A 22,265-nucleotide genomic window follows, 5' to 3' on the forward strand; every position below is an offset into this window, starting at 1 on the left:
ACACCCATAGCGGATTTTGGCCACCAGGCCTGCCTTTTGAAGACCGGGAACAGCCCGATTATTGGTTTGAATATGAGCCGCACCGGGAATAACTTGTACGATAATTAGAAATTCAGATAGCCGTGACCCGGTACTAACGACCACATTATTATGGAGTTAAACAAATACAGCAAGACGATTACGCAAGATCCCACCCAGCCAGCCGCACAGGCCATGCTGTACGGGATAGGACTGACAGAGGAAGACCTGAAAAAAGCACAGGTAGGCATTGTGAGCATGGGCTACGATGGCAACACGTGCAACATGCACCTGAATGACCTTGCGAAAGAAGTAAAGAAAGGCGTTTGGGCAAATGACCTGGTAGGGCTTATTTTTAACACCATCGGCGTGAGCGACGGGATCAGCAACGGTACGGAGGGGATGCGTTATTCCCTCGTAAGCCGCGACCTGATCGCCGACTCTATCGAAACTGTATGCGGCGCACAGTACTACGATGCGGTGATCACCGTGCCCGGCTGCGACAAAAACATGCCCGGCTCCCTGATAGCCATGGGCCGCCTGAACCGCCCCGCTATCATGGTTTACGGCGGATCGATCGCGCCCGGCAAATACAAAGGAAAAGACTTAAACATCATATCCGCGTTTGAAGCGCTGGGCCAGAAAATGGCCGGCAACCTCGATGAAGGGGATTTCAAAGGCATCGTACAGAACTCCTGCCCCGGAGCGGGCGCCTGCGGCGGTATGTACACGGCCAATACCATGAGCTCCGCTATCGAAGCACTGGGTATGAGCCTCCCGTACAGCTCTTCCAACCCCGCACTGAGCAAAGACAAAATAGAAGAATGCCTGGCAGCCGGTCAATACATCCGCCTGCTGCTGGAAAGAGATATTAAACCGAAGGACATCATGACCCGTGAGGCGTTTGAGAACGCAATCACCGTGATCATGGCTACCGGTGGCAGCACCAACGCGGTACTGCACTTCATCGCCATCGCGAAATCCGTTGGCGTAAACATCACCATGGCGGATTTCCAACGCCTGAGCGATGCCACACCGCTGCTGGCGGACCTGAAGCCCAGCGGCAAATACCTGATGGAAGACCTCCACAACATCGGCGGCATTCCCCTGGTGATGAAATACCTGCTGAAAGAAGGCAGGCTTCACGGAAACTGTCTCACCGTTACCGGCAAGACCATAGCGGAGAACCTGGAATCCGTACCCGACATCGACTTTACAAAACAAGACATTATATACCCGCTGGACCAGCCGCTGAAAGCCACCGCGCACATCCAGATACTCTACGGAAACCTTGCCGAGCAGGGCTCCGTGGCGAAGATCACCGGTAAGGAAGGCGAAAAATTCGTAGGCCCGGCCCGCGTATTCGACGGTGAGTTTGAACTGATCGCAGGCATACAGTCCGGCAAGGTGAAGGCGGGAGACGTCGTCGTCATTCGCTACGTAGGCCCCAAAGGCGGCCCTGGTATGCCAGAGATGCTCAAACCCACTTCCGCCATTATGGGCGTTGGCCTGGGTAAAAGCGTGGCCCTCATTACAGACGGCCGATTCTCCGGAGGTACCCACGGCTTTGTGGTAGGGCATATCGTACCGGAGGCTTACGAAGGCGGCACCATCGCACTGGTAAAAGACAATGACGTGATTGAGCTGGACGCCGTTAACAATATCATCAAGGTTAACCTGACACCCGAAGAGCTGGCCGAGCGTAAAGCAGCCTGGAAACAACCGGCTCTGAAGGCAAAAAACGGGATATTATTCAAGTACGCAAAACAAGTAAAAAATGCAACAGAAGGATGTGTTACCGATGAAGACTGATGAGTCTGACAAGCGGGCCACGGCTACCCCCGAGATCATTACCGGTGCGGAAGCTGTGATCCGGTCACTGATTGCGGAAGGTGTGGAAACCATTTTTGGTTACCCCGGCGGCGCTATTATGCCCATTTATGATGCTCTCTACGATTTCCAGGACCAGGTTCATCATATCCTGGTACGTCACGAACAAGGCGCTACACACGCGGCACAGGGTTACGCCCGTGCAAACGGTAAAGTAGGCGTGGTATTCGCCACCTCCGGCCCCGGCGCTACAAACCTGGTAACAGGTCTCGCGGACGCGCAGATGGATTCTACTCCCATGGTATGCATCACCGGCCAGGTAGCCGCCGCGCTGCTGGGCACGGACGCTTTCCAGGAAACAGACGTGATCGGCATCACCACCCCCATCACCAAATGGAACATACAGGTCACCAGGCCTGAAGATATACCCGGCGCCATTGCCAAAGCATTTTACATTGCCCGCAGCGGCCGCCCCGGCGCCGTACTGGTGGACATTACCAAAAATGCGCAGTTCGGCAAACTGGATTTCCAGTACAAAGCCTGCGAAAACATCCGCAGCTATCACCCGCACCCGGTGCTGAACCTGGATACTGTGAAAGAAGCCGCGGAACTGATCAACAACGCCAAACGCCCTTACATCCTCTGCGGCCACGGCGTACTGATCTCCGGTGCTGAAAAGGAACTGCTCGCCGTAGCCGAAAAAGCAGACATCGCGATCGCTTCTACCTTACTGGGCCTCTCCGCCGTTCCCGTAGATCACCCCTGTTATGTTGGTTACACCGGCATGCACGGCAACTACGGTCCGAACATCAATACGAACGAATGCGACGTGCTCATCGCGGTAGGCATGCGTTTCGACGACCGCATCACCGGCGACGTGAACGAGTTTGCCCGCCAGGCGAAAGTGATCCACATCGAGATCGATAAAGCGGAGATCAATAAGATCATCCCCGCCGACATAGCTGTGCACGCGGACGCAAAAGAAGCGCTGACCGCATTGCTCCCGCTCATCAAAGAAGCCAAACACCCTGAATGGCTGCAGCTGTTCAAGGAAGCAGATAAAAAAGAAGACGAAAAAGTACGCCACCGCGAACTGTACCCCACAGAAGGACAGATCAAAATGGCGGAAGTGATCCGCATCATTTCAGAACAGACCAAAGGAAAAGCGATCCTGGTAACAGATGTAGGCCAGCACCAGATGGTAGCTTCCCGTTACTACCGCTTCGAAGACCCGAATACCAATATCACCAGCGGTGGCATGGGTACCATGGGCTTTGCCCTTCCCGCGGCTATGGGCGCAAAAGTAGGCGCGCCTGAAAGAGAAGTGGTGGCCATCATCGGCGATGGTTGTTTCCAGATGACGCTCCAGGAGCTGGGCACCATTTACCAGTCTGAAATAGGCGTGAAAATCGTGATACTGAACAACAACTTCCTGGGCATGGTACGCCAGTGGCAGCAGCTGTTCTTCGACAAACGTTATTCTTCCACCGTGATGATCAACCCTGATTTTGTGCAGATCGCAAAAGGTTTTTACGTGCCGGGCCGCAAGGTGACCGAGCGCGCGGACCTGGAAGGCGCCGTAAAAGAAATGCTGGACACCAAAGGCGCATATCTGCTGGAAGTGGTGGTGGAGCAGGAAGACAACGTATTCCCGATGGTACCGGCCGGCGCGCCGATCTCATCCATCCGCCTCGAGTAGCAGTTCATCACACCATTAATCAGACACAACATGCAAAAGGAATATACAGTTACGGTATACACGGAAGACAGGGTGGGGATCACAAACCGCATCTCGGTGATCTTCACGCGCCGTGGTATCAACATCACCAGCCTGACCACCGCGGAGACGGAAATAACCGGGGTGTACAAATTCATCATCACCGTGATGTCCACCCGCGACAGGCTGGAAAAAGTGATCGGCCAGATCGAAAAACTCATCGAAGTACACCGTGCATTTGTGCATGACGAAGATGAGGTCGTGTACCAGGAGCTGGCATTGTATAAAATATCCACCAAAAGCCTTCACAATGGAGACATTGAGAAGATCATCCGGGATAACAATGCGCGCATCCTCACCATCACGCCGGATTACTTTGTACTCGAAAAAACAGGCCACCAGCAGGAGCTTATCGCAATGCTCCAGAAGCTGGAACCATACGGTCTCATAGAATATTCCAAAAGCGGCCGCGTAGCGATCGTGAAATGGAGCCGCCGTTTCCACGAACATCTGAAAGACCTGTCCCTCATCGAAGCGGACAGCCTGAAAGACTGATACGGCACCAGAATGCAATAACCTAGAACTTAAAACTTTTTAAAAAAACACTATCAAAACATGGCAACCATCAATTTTGGCGGAGTACTGGAAGACGTAGTAACCAGAGAAGAATTCCCCATGGAAAAGGCAAGAGAAGTGCTGAAAAATGAAACAATTGCGATCATTGGTTACGGCGTGCAGGGCCCCGGTCAGGCATTGAACCTGAAAGACAACGGTTTCAACGTGATCATCGGCCAGCGCAAAGATTCCAAAACCTGGGATAAAGCCGTTGCAGACGGTTGGGTACCGGGCGAAACGCTGTTCGAAATCGAAGAAGCCGCACAGAAAGGCACTATCATCCAATACCTGCTGTCCGACGCCGGTCAGATCCAGCTGTGGCCTACACTGAAGCCTTTCCTCACCAAAGGTAAAGCCCTGTATTTCTCACATGGTTTCGGTATCACTTTCAAAGAAAAGACCAATATCATTCCCCCGGCAGACGTAGATGTGATCCTGGTGGCTCCCAAAGGCTCCGGTACTTCACTCCGCAGACTGTTCCTCGCAGGCCAGGGTCTGAACTCCAGCTTCGCTATCTTCCAGGATGCCACCGGCAAAGCACGCGATCGTGTAATCGCGCTGGGTATCGGCGTTGGTTCCGGATACCTGTTCGAAACAGACTTCAAAAAAGAAGTGTATTCCGACCTCACCGGCGAACGCGGCACCCTGATGGGCGCTATCCAGGGTATCTTTGCTGCACAGTACCAGACACTGCGCAACAACGGCCACTCCCCGTCCGAAGCATTCAACGAAACCGTTGAAGAACTGACCCAATCCCTGATGCCACTGGTAGCAGAGAACGGTATGGACTGGATGTATGCGAACTGCTCTACTACTGCTCAGCGCGGCGCGCTCGACTGGTGGAAAAAATTCAAAGAAGCTACACAGCCTGTATTTGACGAACTGTACGCTTCCGTAGCGGCAGGTAAAGAAGCACAGCGCTCCATCGACCTGAACGGCCAGGCGGATTACCGCCCCAAGCTGAATGCAGAGCTCGAAGAGCTGCGTAACAGCGAAATGTGGCAGGCAGGCGCGGCTGTAAGACAGCTTCGCCCCGGCAAATAATAAGCTATAAAAAATAGAATATGAAAGGTACCAGGATAGATATCGGCAGCGGTTGTGGAGGAGTGTGTTTGATTTGACGCCGCCGCTTTTCCTGGTACTTTTCTTTTTTATTTTTTAACTCAATTGAAATGACTGAAGTTCTCCCAACCATCGATACCAACCAGATAAAGGAAGCAGCCGAAAGACTGCGATCCGTAGTGAACCGCACCCCGTTAACCTATAACGTCAATCTTTCCCGCAGGTACCAGTGTGATGTTTATCTCAAAAGAGAAGACATGCAGGTGGTCCGTTCCTACAAACTGCGTGGCGCATACAATCTGATGAGCAGCCTTACCCCGCTTCAGCTGGCCAACGGCGTTACCTGCGCAAGCGCGGGCAATCACGCACAGGGATTTGCCTACAGCTGCCGCCTGCTGAAAGTGAAAGGTGTGGTATTTATGCCCATCATTACACCGAAACAAAAAGTCAACCAGGTCAAAATGTTCGGCGGAGACAACATCGAAATAAGGCTCATAGGAGACACTTTCGACGATTGCTCCGCGGAAGCGCAGGCCTTTACGCGCGAACAGCGCATGACATTCATCCCGCCCTTTGACGATGCGAAGATCATTGAAGGCCAGGGAACCGTAGCGCTGGAAATACTCGAAGAACAACCGGAAGTGGATTTTCTCTTCGTGCCCGTGGGCGGCGGAGGGCTGGCCTCCGGAACAGGCACTTATTTCCGTATTTACAGCCCCAAAACAAAGATCATCGGCCTTGAGCCGGAAGGAGCCCCCTCCATGCTAAAAGCGCTGGAAAACGGCGGTCCTGTGACACTTCCTGAAATAGACAGGTTCGTTGACGGAGCCGCAGTAAAAAGGGTAGGGGAACTGACTTTCCGGATCTGTAAAGACGTGCTTGATAAGATGAGCCTGGTGCCGGAAGGGCGTATTTGTTCCACTATTCTCAAATTATACAACGAAGACGCGATCGTGGTGGAACCGGCCGGAGCACTGTCCATCGCCGCGCTGGAAGATTTTGCGGAAGAGATCAAAGGGAAAAAGGTTGTATGCGTGGTAAGTGGCAGCAACAATGACATTGACCGTATGCAGGAGATCAAGGAACGGTCTCTTTTATACGAAGGCCTGAAACATTACTTCATCGTCCGCTTTGCCCAACGGCCGGGCGCTTTGAAGGAATTTGTGAACCATGTATTAGGCCCCGGGGATGACATTACCCGCTTCGAATTTATCCAGAAGCACAACAAAGAAACCGGCCCGGCACTGGTGGGGATTGAGCTGAAAAACAGGGAGGATTACGATGTGCTGCTCACCAATATGACGAAGTATAATGTCCATTACACCGAGCTGAATAAAGACGACAATCTTTTTGGTTACCTGGTTTAGTATTGGTTCAACCTATAGTAGTACAAAAAGCTCCGGCCATCCTGGTCCGGGGCTTTCTTTTTTATCCGCCAATATTTAGTAAGTTGCCGGCGTTATTAATATCCAAAATCCGGTCTATGTCGAAAAACCTACTGCTGTCGGGCTGCCTTGTGGCGCTTTCCATTTTCTCCGCCTGTTCCAAAAACGAAGATTCTGCGGAAGGGAAGGGGCCAAAACTCATTTTTAAATACAAATTCGATCCTAATCAGGAACGCCTGGGCAACCTTGGCCAGCCGGTATCCGTGCCGGCGGGAAATGCCGCGCAGAGCCCTACTTTCAGGGCAATGAGCTCGCATTACCTCGAATTGGCGCCTACAGCGCTGACGGCTTTGGGCAAAGGAGCGGTGCTGTACCGCCACGAGGAGACCACCAAAGGCGGGGAAACAGCCATAGATTTTGCCAGCGCCAAACAGGCCGGTGACGGGGAGGTGTTTTATGAAGTGCCGCTGAAAGACGTGCCGGCCGGGAGATATGAGTACCTGCGGGTTTCGCTGGCTTACCAGAATTACGATATCCGGTTCAGCGCCCTGGGCCAGGAATGGACAGGCTCGCTGGCTTCTTTTATAGGTTTTAACAGCTATATCACGAGTTATAAGATCAAAGACAGTACGCTGTCGGTAAACGCGAACCGCAAGCAGGGTTATTGGGCGCTGGAAACGAAATACAGCGTGGTGAGCGGCCAGGCGCCTGCGGGAGCTACGACGGTACCGAATCCTATCGCGGCCACATCGCCCATTCCGCCGGGTTCCTGCGTGGTGACAGGGCCGTTTAATGCTGCTTTGCAGATCACGGGGCAGGAGAAACAGGATATTGTGATCACGGTATCATTGTCTGTGAACAAGAGCTTTGAATGGCAGGACACCAACGGCAACGGCAAATATGATCCGCTGGAAGGGGAGAAGGTGGTGGATATGGGGGTGAGAGGCCTGAAGCCGATGGTCAACTAGCTCATGCAACTTTTTTTGTTTTGCGGTCCCTGCTCGTTGTTTCTTTTACGGGCAGGGATTTTTTTAGTTTTGGTTTGTAGCGTTTGAGCTTGAGTTTAGCGATATGCGGGCGGGCTTGTTCTACGTTATATGCCGCCTGCATGCGCTGCCAGAACTCGGCGGTGCCGCCAAATACATATTCCATTCGCAGGCTCATATCAACGGAGAGATCGGCTTTACCATTCGCTACATTGGAAAGGGCGGTGCGGGTTACTCCCAGCAACCCTGCGGCATCGGTGATGCTGAGGCCCTTTTCATCGAAGATAAGTTCTTTGATGATGATGCCGGGATGTTCAAGTTTCATTTTACGTTTCATAAAAACTGTTTAATGATAATCAATATAGTCTACGTCGTATGCATTTCCATTTATAAAAGTGAAAACAATCCTGTAGTTGCCGTTCACCTTCACACTCCAATAGCCTTTATAATTTCCTTTGAGCGGATGAAGATCAAGTTGGCACAGGTCATCCGGAACGGCCTGTGCCAAATCCACTATTTGTAATATCCACCTGATTTTGTTGAGTATTGACTGTGGGAGTTTGTAACAGTTGTCATCTACCCAGCAAGCTCTCAACGCTTTACTTCTAAAACTTTTTATCATCGTTTTAATTTTACTCTTATAAAGAGCCCAAAACGATGCAAAAAGGGGGGATAAAAACCCTGAGAATATCTCCGCTCTACGATAGCATTTCTCAGTATTCCAGAGAGGAATTTTTCTGCGTAATAAACAATAAAAATTCACCCGTCCTAATAACATTTTTCACTATGTCGAAGATATCCTTTTCAAGGAACAGTGTAAAGCGTAAAGTTACACTTTACACTTACGCACCCCAAAAAAATATCCCGGATTTTTAATACATTCGTGTTATGCTCAGCTACTGGGAAAAACAAAGCCTTCTGCAATACGACTGCATCCTCCTCGGAAGCGGTATTGTCGGCCTGTCCACAGCTATCAGCCTCAAAGAACGTTTTCCCCGCCAGCGAATCCTCGTACTCGAAAGAGGCCTCCTCCCCACCGGCGCATCCACCCGCAATGCAGGATTTGCCTGCATCGGCAGCCTCACCGAAATACTGGACGACCTGCAGCATATGCCAGCGAAAGACGTGGTAGCCCTCGTGCAAATGCGTAGAAAAGGCCTCCAGCTCCTCCGCAGCCGCATCGGGGACGACCGCATGGAATACCGCGAAAACGGCAGCTTTGAGCTCATCAGTGAAGCCGAAGCGCCCGCGCTGGAACAACTGGTGAAAGTCAATGAACTGTTGTTCGATATCCTTCCCGGTCCCGCGTTTTCCCTTGCAGACCAGAAGATTGCGGAGAAAGGCATTGTTACCAAACACCTTGTACAAAATAACTACGAAGGCGAGCTGAACACCGGCAAAATGATGCGCACGCTCATCGATGTAGCCATAGAACGCGGCATCGAAATTAAAACAGGCTGCGACGTCACACACTTCGAAGAAAAAGCGGACAGGGTGGACGTAACAGTGAACGACGAGCTCACCTTCTCAGCCCCGCGCCTCGCCATATGCACAAATGCTTTTGCGAAAAACCTGATCCCCAGGCTGGACGTTACACCCGGCCGCGGACAGATATTGATTACCGCTCCCGTCAAAAAACTGCCTTTTAAAGGCATTTACCACTTCAACCAGGGGTATTATTATTTCCGTGAACTGAACGGCCGCGTATTGTTCGGCGGCGGCCGCAACCTTGATTTCGAAGGCGAAACCACTACAGAATTTGAACTGAACCGGCGTATCCAGCAGGACCTGGAAGACAAACTGCACAACATCATCCTTCCCCATCATCAATTTACCGTAGAAGACCGCTGGGCGGGCATTATGGCGTTCGGAAAAACGAAGCAGCCCATTGTGAAAGCGCATTCATCCCGCATCTGGCTGGCCGTACGCATGGGCGGCATGGGCGTTGCCATAGGCTCCGAAGTGGGCAGAACGCTGGCCGGCATGATGCAGGACTAACCAATAATCTCAAATAGTGGTATTTAATTAACGGCCTCTTGTAAGCCAGCACCTCATTCATTATATTTATCCTATATCGTTTACAGTTATGAAAAAGTTCCTTGTACTACTGTTACTGTCAACCAATGCGGCCATCGCACAACAACCAATGCAGCTGTGGTACAAACAGCCCGCCCGCAGATGGGAGGAAGCGCTGCCCGTAGGCAACGGCCGTATGGGCGCCATGGTATATGGCCGTCCTGAAAAGGAAATACTCCAGGTCAACGAAGAAAGCGTCTGGGCCGGCATCAAGTTCAACGATGCGAACCCCAACGCCTATAAAGTGCTGGATACCATCCGTAAACTCATTTTTGAAGGCAAAAACCAGGAAGCCCTTACCATTGCGAATGCGAACTTCCTTGCCGTAGATGCCGAGAATTCCAACAAGACCGCGCGCGCCTTCCGTTCTTATCAGACCCTGATGAACGTGAATATCGACTATGGTGTTACCGCGTACGACGATTACAAACGCAGCCTCAACCTCGAAACAGGTATTGCTGCCACCACTTTCAAAGTGAATGGGGTGGAATACAAGCAGGAAGTGCTTGCTTCCGCGCCGGACAATGTGATCGTGGTACAGATCAGTACGTCAAAACCGGGCTCTCTCAATGCCACGTTCAGTATAGACAGGCCAAACATCCGCGACACCGCTTCCCGTTTCACCGACTGTAAAGTAACCGCCGCCGGCAACAACCAGTTGATCCTGAACGGGCAGATCAACGACAGGAACGGGAAAGAAGATCATGGCCCGGAAGGCCTGCATATGAAGTTTGCCGGCATGCTCCAGGTAGCCAATACAGGCGGTACCAAAACCGCAGGCGGGCAAGCCATACAGGTGAAAAATGCAAATTCGGTGACGCTCTACATCCAGGGTGCTACCAATTACAACTATACGAAACAGGATTTTGAAGACGCGGTGTCCGCGCTCAATAAATGTAAAAAACTGATGCAGGCGGCCGCAGCCAGGAGTTACGCTGCTATTTCCACCCGTCATATCCAGGACCTTAAGCCGGTGATGGAAAGGGTGAGCCTGGAGATCAACGGCCAGCATGCGGATGATATCCCTACAGACGAACGCCTGCAAAGAACCAAACAGGGCATTGAAGATCCGCACCTGATCAGCCTTTTCTTTCAATACGGCAGATACCTGCTGGTGTCCAGTTCACGTGCGCCGGGCGTTTTGCCCGCGAATCTCCAGGGTATCTGGAACCAGCATATGGATGCGCCCTGGAATGCGGATTTTCACACCAACATCAATCTCCAGATGAACTACTGGCCGGCTGAAGTGACCAATATCTCCTTCACCACCACGCCTTTGTTTGATTTTATGGATTATATCCGGCCGCAGGGCCGCATTACGGCAAAAAAGATGTACAACGCCCGTGGATGGGTCGTGCATCACTGTACCGATGCATTCGGTAAAACCGGCGTGCAGAACGGCGTGGCATGGGGCACTTTCCCGATGGCCGCCAGCTGGATGTGCCTGCATTTCTGGGAACACTTTGCGTTTACACTGGATTATACGTTCCTCAAAAACAAAGCGTACCCTATCATGAAAGAGCATGCTTTGTTCGTGGAAGACTACCTCGTGAAAAGCCCCGAGGGTTTCCTCGTTACATCGCCCGGCAGCTCTCCCGAAAACCAGTTTGTACACCCGGTGACAGGCAAACCCACCGGTCTTACTTACGGCCCGACGATGGACAACCAGATACTTCGCGAGTTCCTCAGCAAATGTATTGCCGCCGCCAAAGCGCTCAGAACGGATTCTGCTGAGGTTGTGCGCTGGGAGGGCATCATCGCGCAGCTGCCACCCACCAAAACGGGCAAAGACGGCCGCATCCTGGAATGGATGCAGGAATACCAGGAAGTGGAACCAGGCCACCGCCACATCTCTCATTTATTCGGCCTGCACCCTGGTACACAGATCACGGAGCAAACACCCGCTTTATACGAAGGCGCGCTGCGCACGCTTACCGGCCGGCTGGCCAAAGGCGGCGGCCACACCGGCTGGAGCCGCGCATGGATCATCAACTTCTACGCGCGCCTCAAACAAGCGGACAGTGTGAGAAGCCATCTGCAGGCGCTCTTCGCGAAATCTACCCTACCCAATCTTTTTGACAATCACCCTCCTTTCCAGATAGACGGCAATTTCGGTGGCACCGCGGGCATCGCGGAAGCGCTGCTGCAAAGCCATGGAGACTACGTGGAACTATTGCCCGCGGTGCCCGCCGCATGGTCTTCCGGTAAGATCAAAGGGCTGTGCGCCCGCGGCGGTTTTATACTGGATATCAGCTGGGAGAACGGAACGCTTTCCGGCGTGAAGGTCCGCTCCACAACAGGCCGTAACCTCGTGCTAAAATACCGCCAGCATTTGCTGCCATTGACGGTTGAAAGAGGAAAAGAAGTGGTGGTGCCCGTCGATCAATTGTTATAAAACCACGTATCAGATATGAGATCATTGAAATGTTTGTTATGGCTACTCTTACCGTTTACCGCTGCGGCCCAGCAGTACAAACCTACCTGGGAATCGCTGGATAGCAGGCCCGTGCCCGCATGGTTCGAGAATGCGAAGTTTGGGATTTTTATTCACTGGGGTGTGTATTCAGTTCCGGCATGGGCGCCGAAAGGCGTTTATTCAGAATGGTACCAGTACTGGCTTCAGTCAAAACAGGTAGGGGGAAACAACAATCCCAAACCTACCGCTGTGTACGATCATCACGCGAAAGTGTATGGCTCGGACTTTTCCTATTACAAGTTCGCTGATATGTTTAAAGCGGAAGATTTTGACCCGGATGCATGGGCGAGGCTCTTTGAGAAATCAGGCGCGAAATACATCGTGCTCACTTCCAAACATCACGACGGCTTTGCTCTCTGGCCCAGCAAAGAAGCCACGAAGGCATTCGGTACTCCCTGGAACACCATGGACGCAGGCGCCAAACGTGACCTGCTCGGCGACCTCACCGCGGCCGTCCGTAAAACGCCGGTGAAGATGGGCTTTTATTATTCCCTGTATGAATGGTACAACCCGCTGTACAAAAACAAACACTACAAAGAATATGTGAATGATCATATGATCCCGCAGCTGAAAGACCTTGTGACCCGCTACGAACCGGACATTATCTGGCCCGACGGCGAATGGGAGCAGTCTGATACACTCTGGCAAAGCCGTGAGTTCCTCACCTGGCTTTTCAATGAATCGCCCGTGAAAGACAAAATAGCCGTGAACGACCGCTGGGGCAAAGGCATCCGCCAGAAACACGGAGGGTATTACACTACCGAATATGAAGTAGGCGCTAAGTTTGTCCGCCCCTGGGAAGAGTGCCGCGGCATGGGTTTTTCATTCGGTTATAACAGGAATGAAGATGTGGAAGACTACAACAGCGCACAGTCGCTGATCTACCTGCTGCTGGATATCGTGAGCAGCGGCGGTAACCTGCTGCTGGATATCGGGCCGGATGCACAGGGAAAGATCCCGCCTATCATGCAGGAGCGCCTGCTCCAGATCGGCAAATGGCTAGATGTGAACGGTGAAGCCATTTACAACACCCGCGCCTGGAAAACACATGTGCAATGGACCAAAGGCCGCCAGGACTGGAAGCCGCCGCATGGTGGTTATGTAAGCGGCGAAGTGATGCTGAAACAAACGGTGGACCCCGATCCCGGCTTCGCCCGGAAAGAGTTTTTCTTTACCGCCAACGGAGACAACTTATATGCCATTGCGCCCATCCTCCCCGAAGGGAAGATCCTCATTAAGGACGTTGTTCCTACCACGGGGACCAAAGTGCAGATGCTGGGCCTGAAGCGTGACCTGGCCTATAAAAAGGTACCGGGAGGCATTGAAGTGACAGTACCCCGGCTGACTGTAAAAGAAACGCCCTGCGAGCATGCGTATACGTTTAAAATCACTAAAACAAAGGTCATTTAATTGATTGTGAATGAATTGAAACGGGAGGGGAGCAGGTCGTTCCCCTTCCGTTCTTTTTTATTCCAATATTTTTAACTGTAGATTTAACAATTAAAAATAGTTTGTTATCTTGACACGCTATTGAATTTTCACGTTATTCTGATACAAAATGGAACATAAGCTTCTGAATCTGGATTACTTTGTCTTCGCCATTTACTTCGTGATCGTGGCGGGCTATGGTTATTACATTTATAACCGTAAAAAGAAAGCCCTCGCCGATACCAAAGACTTTTTTCTGGCAGAAGGATCCCTTACCTGGTGGGCCATCGGCGCATCGCTGATCGCTTCAAACATTTCCGCGGAACAGTTCATCGGGATGAGCGGCTCCGGTTTTAAAATGGGCCTTGCCATCAGCACCTACGAGTGGATGGCGGCGGCAACCTTGCTGGTAGTGGCTATTTTCTTCCTCCCGATCTACCTGAAAAACAAGATCTACACGATGCCGCAGTTCCTGTTGCAACGGTATGATTCGAGGGTGAGCACGGTGATGGCGGTATTCTGGCTGCTGCTGTATGTATTCGTGAACCTTACGTCCATTCTCTATCTCGGCGCCCTCGCGGTGTCCACGATCTCGGGCTTCAGCTTTACGGCGTGTATGATCGGGCTGGCTGTCTTTGCGGTGATCATCACACTGGGCGGTATGAAAGTGATCGGTTTTACGGATGTGATCCAGGTGTTTTTCCTGATCCTCGGCGGCCTTGCCACCACGTACCTCGCACTGAACCTTGTGTCTCAGAACGTGGGCAACGGCGGCGATTCCTATTCCATCAACGGGATGATGGATGGCCTTGGACTATTGAGGCAGAAAGCGCCGGAACATTTCCATATGATATTCGACAAAAGCAATCCCAACTACATGGAGCTGCCCGGTCTTGCAGTGCTGATCGGCGGTATGTGGATCGTGAACCTGAACTACTGGGGCTGTAACCAATACATCACACAGCGGGCACTGGGCGCCGATCTGAAAACAGCACGCAAAGGCCTGCTATTCGCCGGTTTCCTGAAGCTGCTGATGCCTATCATTGTAGTGTTGCCCGGTATCGCAACATATGTGCTGTGGAAGAACGGTATGTTCCAGGAAGAGATGCAGGGAATGGTAGACGGTGTGAAAGTGGTAAAACCTGACCATGCTTATCCCATCCTGCTGAACCTGCTGCCCGCCGGTCTGAAAGGCTTGTCCTTTGCGGCGCTCACCGCTGCCATCGTGGCTTCGCTGGCTGGTAAGGCAAACAGTATCGCAACAATTTTCACGCTGGATATTTACAAACACTTCTTCAAAAAAGAAGCGTCCGAGCAGGACCAGGTAAAGGTTGGCCGTATCGCGATCATCGTTGCCTGCATCATTGCGGCTATCGTGGCACCCGCGCTCAAGAGCCTGGACCAGGGCTTCCAGTTTATACAGGAATACACCGGGTTTATATCTCCGGGCGTGTTCGCGATATTTATTCTCGGCTTCTTCTGGAAACGCACCACCGCTAATGCCGCACTGGTAGGCGCTGCGCTGGCGATTCCTTTATCAGTATGGCTTAAGTTCCAGTTCACCGCGCTGCCCTTCATCAACAGGATGGGCTGGGTGTTCCTGATCATCGTGGCGGTAATGGCTGTGATCAGCCTTTTGGATCCACGCAGCAAGGACAACCCGAAGGCCCTCAGGATCGACGGTTCGATGTTCAGGCTGGATACGGCATTTACAATCGGCGCTATCCTCATCTGTGGGATACTGGCGGCATTGTATACCGTGTTCTGGTAGTAGAAACAATTTTTTTAAAGCTCCACGCATTACTACAGTATTATGTTTCTGATAGGTTATGATATAGGGTCTTCTTCTATAAAAGCTGCCCTGCTGGATGCCGCTACAGGCCGTTGCCTGGCTGCATCCACCGGGTCCGCCGGCGAGCTGGTCATGAATGTGCCCCGCTCCGGCTGGGCCGAGCAGGACCCTGAAATGTGGTGGCAGGAAGTGATCAAAGCCACCCGCGCGCTCCGTGAACAATATGTGTTTGATCCCGCCGCCGTAAAAGGTATCGGTATCGCTTACCAGATGCATGGCCTCGTGTGTGTGGATGAAAACCAGCAGGCACTGCGCCCTTCCATTATCTGGTGCGATAGCCGCGCCGTGGCCATCGGTGACAAAGCCGCGCAGGACCTTGGCAGCGATTACACGCTCCCGCACCTGCTCAACTCTCCCGGGAATTTTACAGCATCGAAACTAAAGTGGGTACAGGCCAACGAGCCTGAACTATACGCCCGCATCAGGCATATCATGCTCCCCGGGGATTTTATCGGCATGCGTCTTACCGGTCAGCCCGCGACTACGCTCTCCGGCCTGTCCGAAGGTATTTTCTGGGACTTTGCCGAACAGCAGGTGTCGCAACGTTTACTCGATTATTATGGCATAGACCGTAGCCTGTTATCGCCCGTTGTGCCCACATTTGGTGAGCAGGGCCATGTAACGGAAAAGGCGGCGGAACTGCTTGGATTACGTGCGGGCATTCCCGTTACCTACCGCGCAGGCGATCAGCCGAACAATGCTTTTTCGCTTAATGTGCTGCAACCCGGTGAAGCCGCTACCACAGCAGGTACTTCAGGAGTTGTATATGCCGTGCATGATGCCGCCGCTTATGATGCGGAAAGCAGGGTGAACGCTTTTATGCACGTGAACCAGACGGATACTGAGATACGCAACGGTGTACTGATGTGTCTCAATGGCACCGGTATTCTCAACAGCTGGCTGCGTGGCATTACAGGCGGACTTTCTTACGAAAACATGAATGAACTGGCAGCCAAAGCTCCTATCGGGTCCGAAGGCCTGCAGATATTTCCTTTTGGCAACGGTGCGGAACGTATACTGGCAAACCGTCAGCCGGGCGGAAGAATGGAAGGGCTTGAATTTGGCGTGCATCACCGAGAGCACCTGCTGCGTGCGGGCCAGGAAGGGATCGTGTTTGCGCTCACATATGGCGTGGACATTATGCGGCAGATGGGCCTGCAGATCAGCCGTGTCAGAGCGGGTAAAGCCAATATGTTCCTCAGCCCGCTGTTCAGGGAAGCATTTGCCAATACAGCGGGTGTTACCATCGAGTTGTACAATACAGACGGGGCGCTGGGCGCGGCAAGAGGCGCGGGCGTTGGCGCGGGCGTGTATCGCTCTTTCCCCGAAGCGTTCATCGGGATGGAATGCCTTGCCGCAATTGAGCCGGAAGCCAGTGCCAGCAGGGCTTATGGCGAAGCGTACGAAAGCTGGAAGAACCGTCTCGGCCAGATACTCTCAACTTTGTAAAATTTTTGATCATGAATATCATTACCGGAAACAAAACATATTTCCCCGGCGTTGGGAAGATCAGCTTTGAAGGCGCAAAATCGGATAATCCTTTTGCCTACAAATGGTACGACGAAACCAAGGTGATCAACGGCAAACCGCTGAAAGAACTTTTCCGCTTTGCGGTTGCCTACTGGCACACGTTCTGCGGCACCGGCGGCGATCCTTTCGGACCGGGCACAAAAGCATTCCCCTGGCTCACGGCCTCCGATCCGGTACAGCAGGCGAAAGACAAAATGGACGCGGCGTTTGAGTTCATTACCAAACTGGGCGTGCCTTATTATTGTTTCCACGACATCGACCTGGTGGATGAAGGAAACAGTCTTTCACAATACGAAAGCCATCTTCAGCAGATCGTTGAATACGCAAAAGAAAAACAAAAAGCCAGCGGCGTGAAGCTCCTCTGGGGCACCGCAAATGTGTTCAGCAACCCGCGTTATATGAACGGCGCTTCCACCAATCCTGATTTTGCGGTAGTGGCGCATGCCGGTACGCAGATCAAAAATGCGCTGGATGCGACGATTGCTTTAGGTGGAGAAAACTATGTATTCTGGGGCGGCCGCGAAGGTTATATGACCCTGCTGAATACGAACATGAAAAGAGAACTGGACCACCTGGCCCGCTTCCTAACCATGGCGCGTGATTACGCACGTAAGCAGGGTTTCAAAGGCACGTTCTTCATCGAGCCGAAGCCCTGTGAGCCCACCAAACACCAGTACGACTACGACAGCGCGACCGTGATCGGTTTCCTGCGTGAGTACGGGCTGGATAAGGATTTTAAACTGAACATCGAAGTGAACCATGCCACACTGGCTGGCCACACCTTCCAGCATGAGCTGCAGGTAGCGGCGGACGCCGGTATGCTGGGCAGCATAGACGCGAACCGCGGCGATTACCAGAACGGCTGGGATACGGACCAGTTCCCCATGAACCTCAACGAACTCGTGGAAACAATGTTGGTGATCCTGGAGTCCGGCGGCTTTGCAGGCGGCGGCGTAAACTTCGACGCGAAAGCGCGCCGCAACTCCACCGACCTGGAAGACATCTTCCACGCACACATCGGCGGTATGGACGCATTTGCCCGCGCAGCCATCGTTGCAGACAGGATCTTACAGGAATCTCCCTACCGCAAATTCCGTACGGACCGTTATGCTTCTTTCGACAGCGGCCAGGGTAAAGCCTTTGAGGATGGAAAACTCCAGCTGGAAGACCTCCGCGCGTTTGCACTCGCCAACGGTGAGCCGAAGCAGACCAGCGGCAGGCAGGAATGGCTGGAGAACATCATCAACCAGTACATTTAACCGGCATATCCGCATCAGCCACCGGGCTGAATGGGCGTATCCAGGACAATAGGGGCGGCTCTTTAAAAGCTGTCCCGCAAAGAAGGGCGCTGTGGCATTTGCCGCGGTGCCCTTTTTGCATATGGACTTTTTGATGCCATTTTGTATTTTACCGCAAATTGACAGCAGCATGGGATTTAGTATAGAACACCTGGAGGAGAACGGTTTCTCCATTATTGCCCTGAAAGATGATGCAGGCGCGGAAATACATATTATTCCCACATACGGGGCGCTCCTCCATGCATTCATTGTGCCGAACGGAGTCGGGAAACTGAATGTAATAGATAGTTACAAGGACGCAAACGATCTCAACGCCGGTGTTGCCGGCAGTTTCAAAAGCGTGAAGCTCAGCCCCTTTGCCTGCCGGATCAAAGACGCACAGTTCAGCTGGCAGGGAAAAAGCTACACCATGCAAAAATCCCCCATCCACGGCCTGCTGTACGACCAGGTGTTTGCCATTACCAAAGAAGAAGTGAACGACAGTTACGCGGAAATTTCCCTGGAACATCATTATGGGGGCAATGACGCCGGGTATCCGTTCCCGTACAGCTGTGAGGTGCAATACCGCCTGCTGCCGGATCAGACGCTGCAGGTAACCACCGCCATCCTGAACCAGCATTCCGAAGCCATCCCGCTGATGGACGGCTGGCATCCATATTTTACCACCGGCACCCCGGTGGACCAGCTGGAACTGCAATTCTGGTCCAAAGAGATCGTCGAGTTCGACGAAAAGCTCATCCCCACCGGCAAAGTGCTGCCCTTCGACGGCTTCAGCCAGGGCAAAAGCCTGGATGGCGTGAGCCTGGACAATTCTTTCCTGCTGGACTTCAACCGGCAGGCGCCCCTCTGCACCCTGAAAGACCCGGTAAAAGGTGTACAGATCGAGTTTTTCCCCGATCAGACCTATCCCGTACTGCAGGTGTACACGCCGCCGCACCGGAACAGCATTGCCATCGAAAACCTGACCGGCGCCCCGAATGCCTTCAATAACGGTATGGGCCTGGTAACCCTGGAAGCGGGGGAGAGCATGCTTTTTACCACGGCTGTTCGTGTAAAGTAGCCACCATGGCCTGTTTTTAATTGCAACGGCTGTTTGGCACAAACTTTGGATTTCATATCATAACCCCTCATTTTTCACAAATTAAAATGTCATGATATGGACATCCTGATGATCAAGGACCGATGGACGGAGATTAAGGGCAAGCTGAAACAAATGTTTGATGACCTGACGGATAAGGACCTGTACTATGAACAGGGAAAAGACGACCGCCTGATCGGACAAATCCAGATCAAGCTCGGCAAGTCCAGGGATGAGGTGATTACACTTATCCGGTCCTTGTAAAAAAAGAAGTATAACGACAATTCCCGGGAGAACAGTGCACTCCCGGGAATTGATTTTTATATTACATTCGTGTATTAACTATTCACAGGCACAATTGTTAGTAAATACATGACCAGCAGACTGTTATTCGTTACCATGCTTTCCCTCCTGCTTGCGGGAGGCGCGTTCACCGGGGCCCGGGCGCAATCGCAAAACCCTGTTACCCTCCGTGGGCAGATTACCAGTACAGACGGGCAATTGGTGCTTTACCCGGCTACCATCCGCAATAAAGCTTCCGGGGCCAGGGTATTCTCTGATCAGGGCGGCTATTATCGCATCGGCGCGGACAAAGGGGATGAGATCGTGATCTCGTTCATCGGTTATGTGTCGGACAGTGTGGTGGTGACCAATGTGGCGGGCACGCAGATGTATAATGTGCGCCTGCGGATGAAAGAGCGGTTCCTGCCGCAGGTAGAGGTGTCCGGCAAATGGAACCCTTACCAGCTGGATTCTATCGCCCGTTACGAAGAGTTCAGGCCCTTCCTGGAGGAAAAAAATTATACGCTCGTAGATACTACCAAACGCAGCAGCGGCGGTTTCGGGCTCACGTTCAGCCCCTTCACACGCGGTTCCAGACAGCAGAAGGACCTCCGGAAGTTCAAAAAACTGTACGAGGAAAATGAAGTACAGCAGTATATTGATTACAGGTATTCCAAAAGTTTTGTAAGCCGGGTAACCGGTTTCACGGGGGATACACTGCTGCAGTTCATGCGGGTATACACGCCTTCCTACGGCCTGCTCCGCAAGATTCCCAACGAAGACCTGATCGTCTGGATATCCGTAAGGGCAAAACAGTGGAAGGAAAACCCGAAAGTGGTACTGAAGGAAAATGACCTGCAATAAAGAAGAAAATGATTTGCCATCAATAAAGAAAGGGCCGGATCACTCCGGCCCTTTTCTTTTTATTTTTCATTTTTAACCTGCGATTTAGTTATACACTTTTACCATGTACACGAATTCTTCCAGTTTCTTCGCCTGATCCACACGGTTTAATCCGTTCAGCTGGCTTTTCTGTTTCAGGTCTTTACGATTGAATTTTTCTTTGGGCAATTCGTCCAGCAGGCGTTTCAGGTGGCCGGACTTCACCGCGAAGGCAATACCGTCTGATGAGGACTGTTTGCCGGTGATGATGCCGATCACTTCCCCGCTGTTGTCCAGGAGGGGAGCGCCGCTGTTGCCGGGATTCACGGGGATGCTTACCTGGTAGGCCAGAGTGTCGCCGTTAAAACCGGTCTGGGCGCTGATGTAACCCATGCCGAAAACAATTTCATCCCTGGGGAAGCCCATGCTGAACACTTCCTGGCCAAGGCGGGAAGGATGCAGCTTCAGGGAATAAGGAAGCGGGGAGGTCCGGAACCCGGAATCCGCTACACGGAGCACTGCAAGGTCGCTGGATACATCTTCGAAGATGCTGACAGCTTTGAAGGCTTCTCCTTTATTGTTCTGGATATAAATGGAATCCGCCCCGGCTATGACGTGGTAATTGGTGACCATGTAGCCGTTCCGGCTGATGGCAAAGCAGGTGCCGCCATAAGTACCGGGGTTGAGGGGAGGATTGTTTTTACTGTTGATATCACGGATGAGGGCGTTCTGTGAGCGCTGGATGTTGTTCAGCACCCGGCGGACGTCTTCATATTTAGATGTGTAGGATCTTTTGGCATTATTCTGCATAATGGCCATGGTAGCCAGGGAAGTGATCAGGGCGATGGAAGCTGCGGCGGCCACATTCAGCCAGGTACGGCGGTTGCGCATTTGCACGACCGGGGTTTTGGCGGGTGTTATGACAGGGACCTCAGCTTTTGCATGGATGGCTTCCATGCGGCGGAGCAGGTCTTTTCGCATACCGTTTGCCCTGAGCTGCTGCAACAGCAGCCGGTGCTCGGTCACCTGCCGGTCTATGGCGGAATCCCTGCGGCGGAGGGACTCGAAAGCCTCCTTTTCAGGGGCGCTCATCTCACCGTCAAGGTAGCGCTCAATTTCCTGTATTAAATGTATATCGTTCATCACATCAGCCTCCCAGGCTATTATTTATATGGTGCAAAGAATAATTTCTTCAGTCTCATCAGGCATTTGTACTTCTGGTTCTTGGCGTTTTCGGCATTGGTATACCCAAACCTTTCCGCTATTTCCTGCATACTCTGCCGGTGGATGTAATAATCTTCAAGGATCGTTTTACAAGGCTCCCCGATCTTCCCCATGGCCTCTTCCATCTGCCTGAACTGCTGGTCCCGCTCCAGGTGTGCCTCCAGGGCATCTTCCGCGGCGGTGGTTTCCTCCAGTTCCTCGAAAATGGGCCCGTTCAGCGCAGAGCTTTGTAACTTCTTGAGCCACAGCCTTCTGCAAACGGCATAGAGGAAGGTCTTTAAACGTGAACTGAGCACAAATCCCCCCTCCTGGACCTTTTCATACAGCACAATCATCGCTTCCTGGAAGATGTCTTTGGCATCGTCCTCCGATCCGTTGTTCTGCATGACCATTTTGGCGATCATCGGGAAATTCTCTAAATAGATCGTTTCCAGTGACTTATCGTCATTAGCGGCCAGTCCGTGCAGTAATTCCTGATCCCGTTCTATGTGCAAAAGATTATTCACTTATTAATACAATTAGCGGC

General features: G+C 52.2%; 19 protein-coding genes. 15 read left to right on the forward strand and 4 right to left on the reverse strand.

All coding sequences use genetic code 11. The annotated features are described in order from the left end of the window. Window positions 1–150 precede the first annotated feature (150 nt). From ilvD to EG028_RS13220, 6 genes are all read left to right on the forward strand, one after another. Entirely contained in the window at window positions 151–1,830 is a 1,680-nt protein-coding gene (gene ilvD / locus EG028_RS13195) for a dihydroxy-acid dehydratase (protein WP_120516702.1), read from the forward strand. Then, window positions 1,796–3,547, forward strand: coding sequence for a biosynthetic-type acetolactate synthase large subunit (ilvB, locus tag EG028_RS13200; RefSeq protein WP_317127234.1), 1,752 nt, complete (start codon window positions 1,796–1,798; stop codon window positions 3,545–3,547). The genes ilvD and ilvB overlap by 35 nt, the downstream gene beginning before the upstream one ends. Before the next feature lie 30 nt (window positions 3,548–3,577). Next, window positions 3,578–4,120, forward strand: a complete 543-nt coding sequence (ilvN, locus tag EG028_RS13205; RefSeq protein WP_120516701.1) for an acetolactate synthase small subunit — start codon at window positions 3,578–3,580, stop codon at window positions 4,118–4,120. 60 nt (window positions 4,121–4,180) lie between these two features. Further along, on the forward strand, window positions 4,181–5,224 hold the full coding sequence (gene ilvC / locus EG028_RS13210; RefSeq protein ID WP_120516700.1) for a ketol-acid reductoisomerase: 1,044 nt from the start codon (window positions 4,181–4,183) through the stop codon (window positions 5,222–5,224). Between the two features lie 128 nt (window positions 5,225–5,352). Then, entirely contained in the window at window positions 5,353–6,609 is a 1,257-nt protein-coding gene (gene ilvA, locus EG028_RS13215) for a threonine ammonia-lyase IlvA (RefSeq protein WP_120516699.1), read from the forward strand. A 116-nt stretch (window positions 6,610–6,725) separates the two neighbouring features. Beyond that, the gene (locus EG028_RS13220) at window positions 6,726–7,595 is read left to right on the forward strand and encodes a hypothetical protein (protein ID WP_120516698.1); all 870 of its coding nucleotides are present in this window, start codon (window positions 6,726–6,728) and stop codon (window positions 7,593–7,595) included. A 1-nt stretch (window position 7,596) separates the two neighbouring features. On the opposite strand, the gene EG028_RS13225 is transcribed toward EG028_RS13220, so the two are convergent. Further along, window positions 7,597–7,950 carry a HigA family addiction module antitoxin gene (locus tag EG028_RS13225; protein ID WP_120516697.1) on the reverse strand — a complete coding sequence of 118 codons (354 nt, stop codon included), beginning with the start codon at window positions 7,948–7,950 and terminating at the stop codon, window positions 7,597–7,599. Window positions 7,951–7,959: 9 nt separating this feature from the next. Continuing rightward, window positions 7,960–8,391 (reverse strand): type II toxin-antitoxin system RelE/ParE family toxin, encoded by a 432-nt coding sequence (locus tag EG028_RS28070; RefSeq protein WP_394364020.1) that lies wholly within the window; start codon window positions 8,389–8,391, stop codon window positions 7,960–7,962. Window positions 8,392–8,501: 110 nt separating this feature from the next. Between EG028_RS28070 and EG028_RS13235 the strand changes: the two genes are divergently transcribed. From EG028_RS13235 to EG028_RS13275, 9 genes are all read left to right on the forward strand, one after another. Continuing rightward, window positions 8,502–9,611: an NAD(P)/FAD-dependent oxidoreductase gene (locus EG028_RS13235; protein WP_120516695.1), complete on the forward strand. Its 1,110-nt coding sequence runs from the start codon at window positions 8,502–8,504 to the stop codon at window positions 9,609–9,611. An 88-nt stretch (window positions 9,612–9,699) separates the two neighbouring features. Further along, the gene (locus EG028_RS13240) at window positions 9,700–12,084 is read left to right on the forward strand and encodes a glycoside hydrolase family 95 protein (protein ID WP_120516694.1); all 2,385 of its coding nucleotides are present in this window, start codon (window positions 9,700–9,702) and stop codon (window positions 12,082–12,084) included. Window positions 12,085–12,099: 15 nt separating this feature from the next. Next, window positions 12,100–13,575 (forward strand): alpha-L-fucosidase, encoded by a 1,476-nt coding sequence (locus EG028_RS13245; RefSeq protein ID WP_120516693.1) that lies wholly within the window; start codon window positions 12,100–12,102, stop codon window positions 13,573–13,575. 148 nt (window positions 13,576–13,723) lie between these two features. Further along, complete coding sequence (locus EG028_RS13250; RefSeq protein WP_120516692.1) at window positions 13,724–15,364, forward strand: sodium/sugar symporter; 1,641 nt, start codon at window positions 13,724–13,726, stop codon at window positions 15,362–15,364. A gap of 42 nt (window positions 15,365–15,406) precedes the next feature. Further along, window positions 15,407–16,894, forward strand: coding sequence for a xylulokinase (locus tag EG028_RS13255; protein ID WP_120516691.1), 1,488 nt, complete (start codon window positions 15,407–15,409; stop codon window positions 16,892–16,894). A gap of 11 nt (window positions 16,895–16,905) precedes the next feature. Then, complete coding sequence (xylA, locus tag EG028_RS13260) at window positions 16,906–18,234, forward strand: xylose isomerase (protein ID WP_120516690.1); 1,329 nt, start codon at window positions 16,906–16,908, stop codon at window positions 18,232–18,234. 169 nt (window positions 18,235–18,403) lie between these two features. Further along, window positions 18,404–19,333, forward strand: a complete 930-nt coding sequence (locus EG028_RS13265) for an aldose 1-epimerase (protein WP_162946465.1) — start codon at window positions 18,404–18,406, stop codon at window positions 19,331–19,333. A 96-nt stretch (window positions 19,334–19,429) separates the two neighbouring features. Further along, window positions 19,430–19,615: a CsbD family protein gene (locus tag EG028_RS13270; protein ID WP_120516688.1), complete on the forward strand. Its 186-nt coding sequence runs from the start codon at window positions 19,430–19,432 to the stop codon at window positions 19,613–19,615. A 108-nt stretch (window positions 19,616–19,723) separates the two neighbouring features. Further along, entirely contained in the window at window positions 19,724–20,497 is a 774-nt protein-coding gene (locus tag EG028_RS13275; RefSeq protein WP_120516687.1) for a peptidase associated/transthyretin-like domain-containing protein, read from the forward strand. 84 nt (window positions 20,498–20,581) lie between these two features. Here EG028_RS13275 and EG028_RS13280 read toward each other — a convergent pair whose 3' ends face one another. Together EG028_RS13280 and EG028_RS13285 are read right to left on the reverse strand one after the other, a co-directional pair. Next, complete coding sequence (locus EG028_RS13280) at window positions 20,582–21,658, reverse strand: trypsin-like peptidase domain-containing protein (protein ID WP_120516686.1); 1,077 nt, start codon at window positions 21,656–21,658, stop codon at window positions 20,582–20,584. 20 nt (window positions 21,659–21,678) lie between these two features. After that, a complete protein-coding gene (locus EG028_RS13285) occupies window positions 21,679–22,245 on the reverse strand; it encodes an RNA polymerase sigma factor (RefSeq protein WP_120516685.1) in 567 nt (188 codons plus the stop codon). Between the last annotated feature and the right edge of the window lie 20 nt (window positions 22,246–22,265).

Source organism: Chitinophaga barathri, assembly GCF_003807585.1.
In the GTDB taxonomy this organism is placed as follows: domain Bacteria; phylum Bacteroidota; class Bacteroidia; order Chitinophagales; family Chitinophagaceae; genus Chitinophaga; species Chitinophaga barathri.

Bases quoted from the DNA above. Each gene is read 5' to 3' on its own strand.
- ilvD (WP_120516702.1), top strand. From the start codon at position 151: ATGGAGTTAAACAAATACAGCAAGACGATTACGCAAGATCCCACCCAG.
- ilvB (WP_317127234.1), top strand. From the start codon at position 1,796: ATGCAACAGAAGGATGTGTTACCGATGAAGACTGATGAGTCTGACAAG.
- ilvN (WP_120516701.1), top strand. From the start codon at position 3,578: ATGCAAAAGGAATATACAGTTACGGTATACACGGAAGACAGGGTGGGG.
- ilvC (WP_120516700.1), top strand. From the start codon at position 4,181: ATGGCAACCATCAATTTTGGCGGAGTACTGGAAGACGTAGTAACCAGA.
- ilvA (WP_120516699.1), top strand. From the start codon at position 5,353: ATGACTGAAGTTCTCCCAACCATCGATACCAACCAGATAAAGGAAGCA.
- EG028_RS13220 (WP_120516698.1), top strand. From the start codon at position 6,726: ATGTCGAAAAACCTACTGCTGTCGGGCTGCCTTGTGGCGCTTTCCATT.
- EG028_RS13225 (WP_120516697.1), bottom strand. From the start codon at position 7,950: ATGAAACGTAAAATGAAACTTGAACATCCCGGCATCATCATCAAAGAA.
- EG028_RS28070 (WP_394364020.1), bottom strand. From the start codon at position 8,391: ATGTTATTAGGACGGGTGAATTTTTATTGTTTATTACGCAGAAAAATT.
- EG028_RS13235 (WP_120516695.1), top strand. From the start codon at position 8,502: ATGCTCAGCTACTGGGAAAAACAAAGCCTTCTGCAATACGACTGCATC.
- EG028_RS13240 (WP_120516694.1), top strand. From the start codon at position 9,700: ATGAAAAAGTTCCTTGTACTACTGTTACTGTCAACCAATGCGGCCATC.
- EG028_RS13245 (WP_120516693.1), top strand. From the start codon at position 12,100: ATGAGATCATTGAAATGTTTGTTATGGCTACTCTTACCGTTTACCGCT.
- EG028_RS13250 (WP_120516692.1), top strand. From the start codon at position 13,724: ATGGAACATAAGCTTCTGAATCTGGATTACTTTGTCTTCGCCATTTAC.
- EG028_RS13255 (WP_120516691.1), top strand. From the start codon at position 15,407: ATGTTTCTGATAGGTTATGATATAGGGTCTTCTTCTATAAAAGCTGCC.
- xylA (WP_120516690.1), top strand. From the start codon at position 16,906: ATGAATATCATTACCGGAAACAAAACATATTTCCCCGGCGTTGGGAAG.
- EG028_RS13265 (WP_162946465.1), top strand. From the start codon at position 18,404: ATGGGATTTAGTATAGAACACCTGGAGGAGAACGGTTTCTCCATTATT.
- EG028_RS13270 (WP_120516688.1), top strand. From the start codon at position 19,430: ATGGACATCCTGATGATCAAGGACCGATGGACGGAGATTAAGGGCAAG.
- EG028_RS13275 (WP_120516687.1), top strand. From the start codon at position 19,724: ATGACCAGCAGACTGTTATTCGTTACCATGCTTTCCCTCCTGCTTGCG.
- EG028_RS13280 (WP_120516686.1), bottom strand. From the start codon at position 21,658: ATGAACGATATACATTTAATACAGGAAATTGAGCGCTACCTTGACGGT.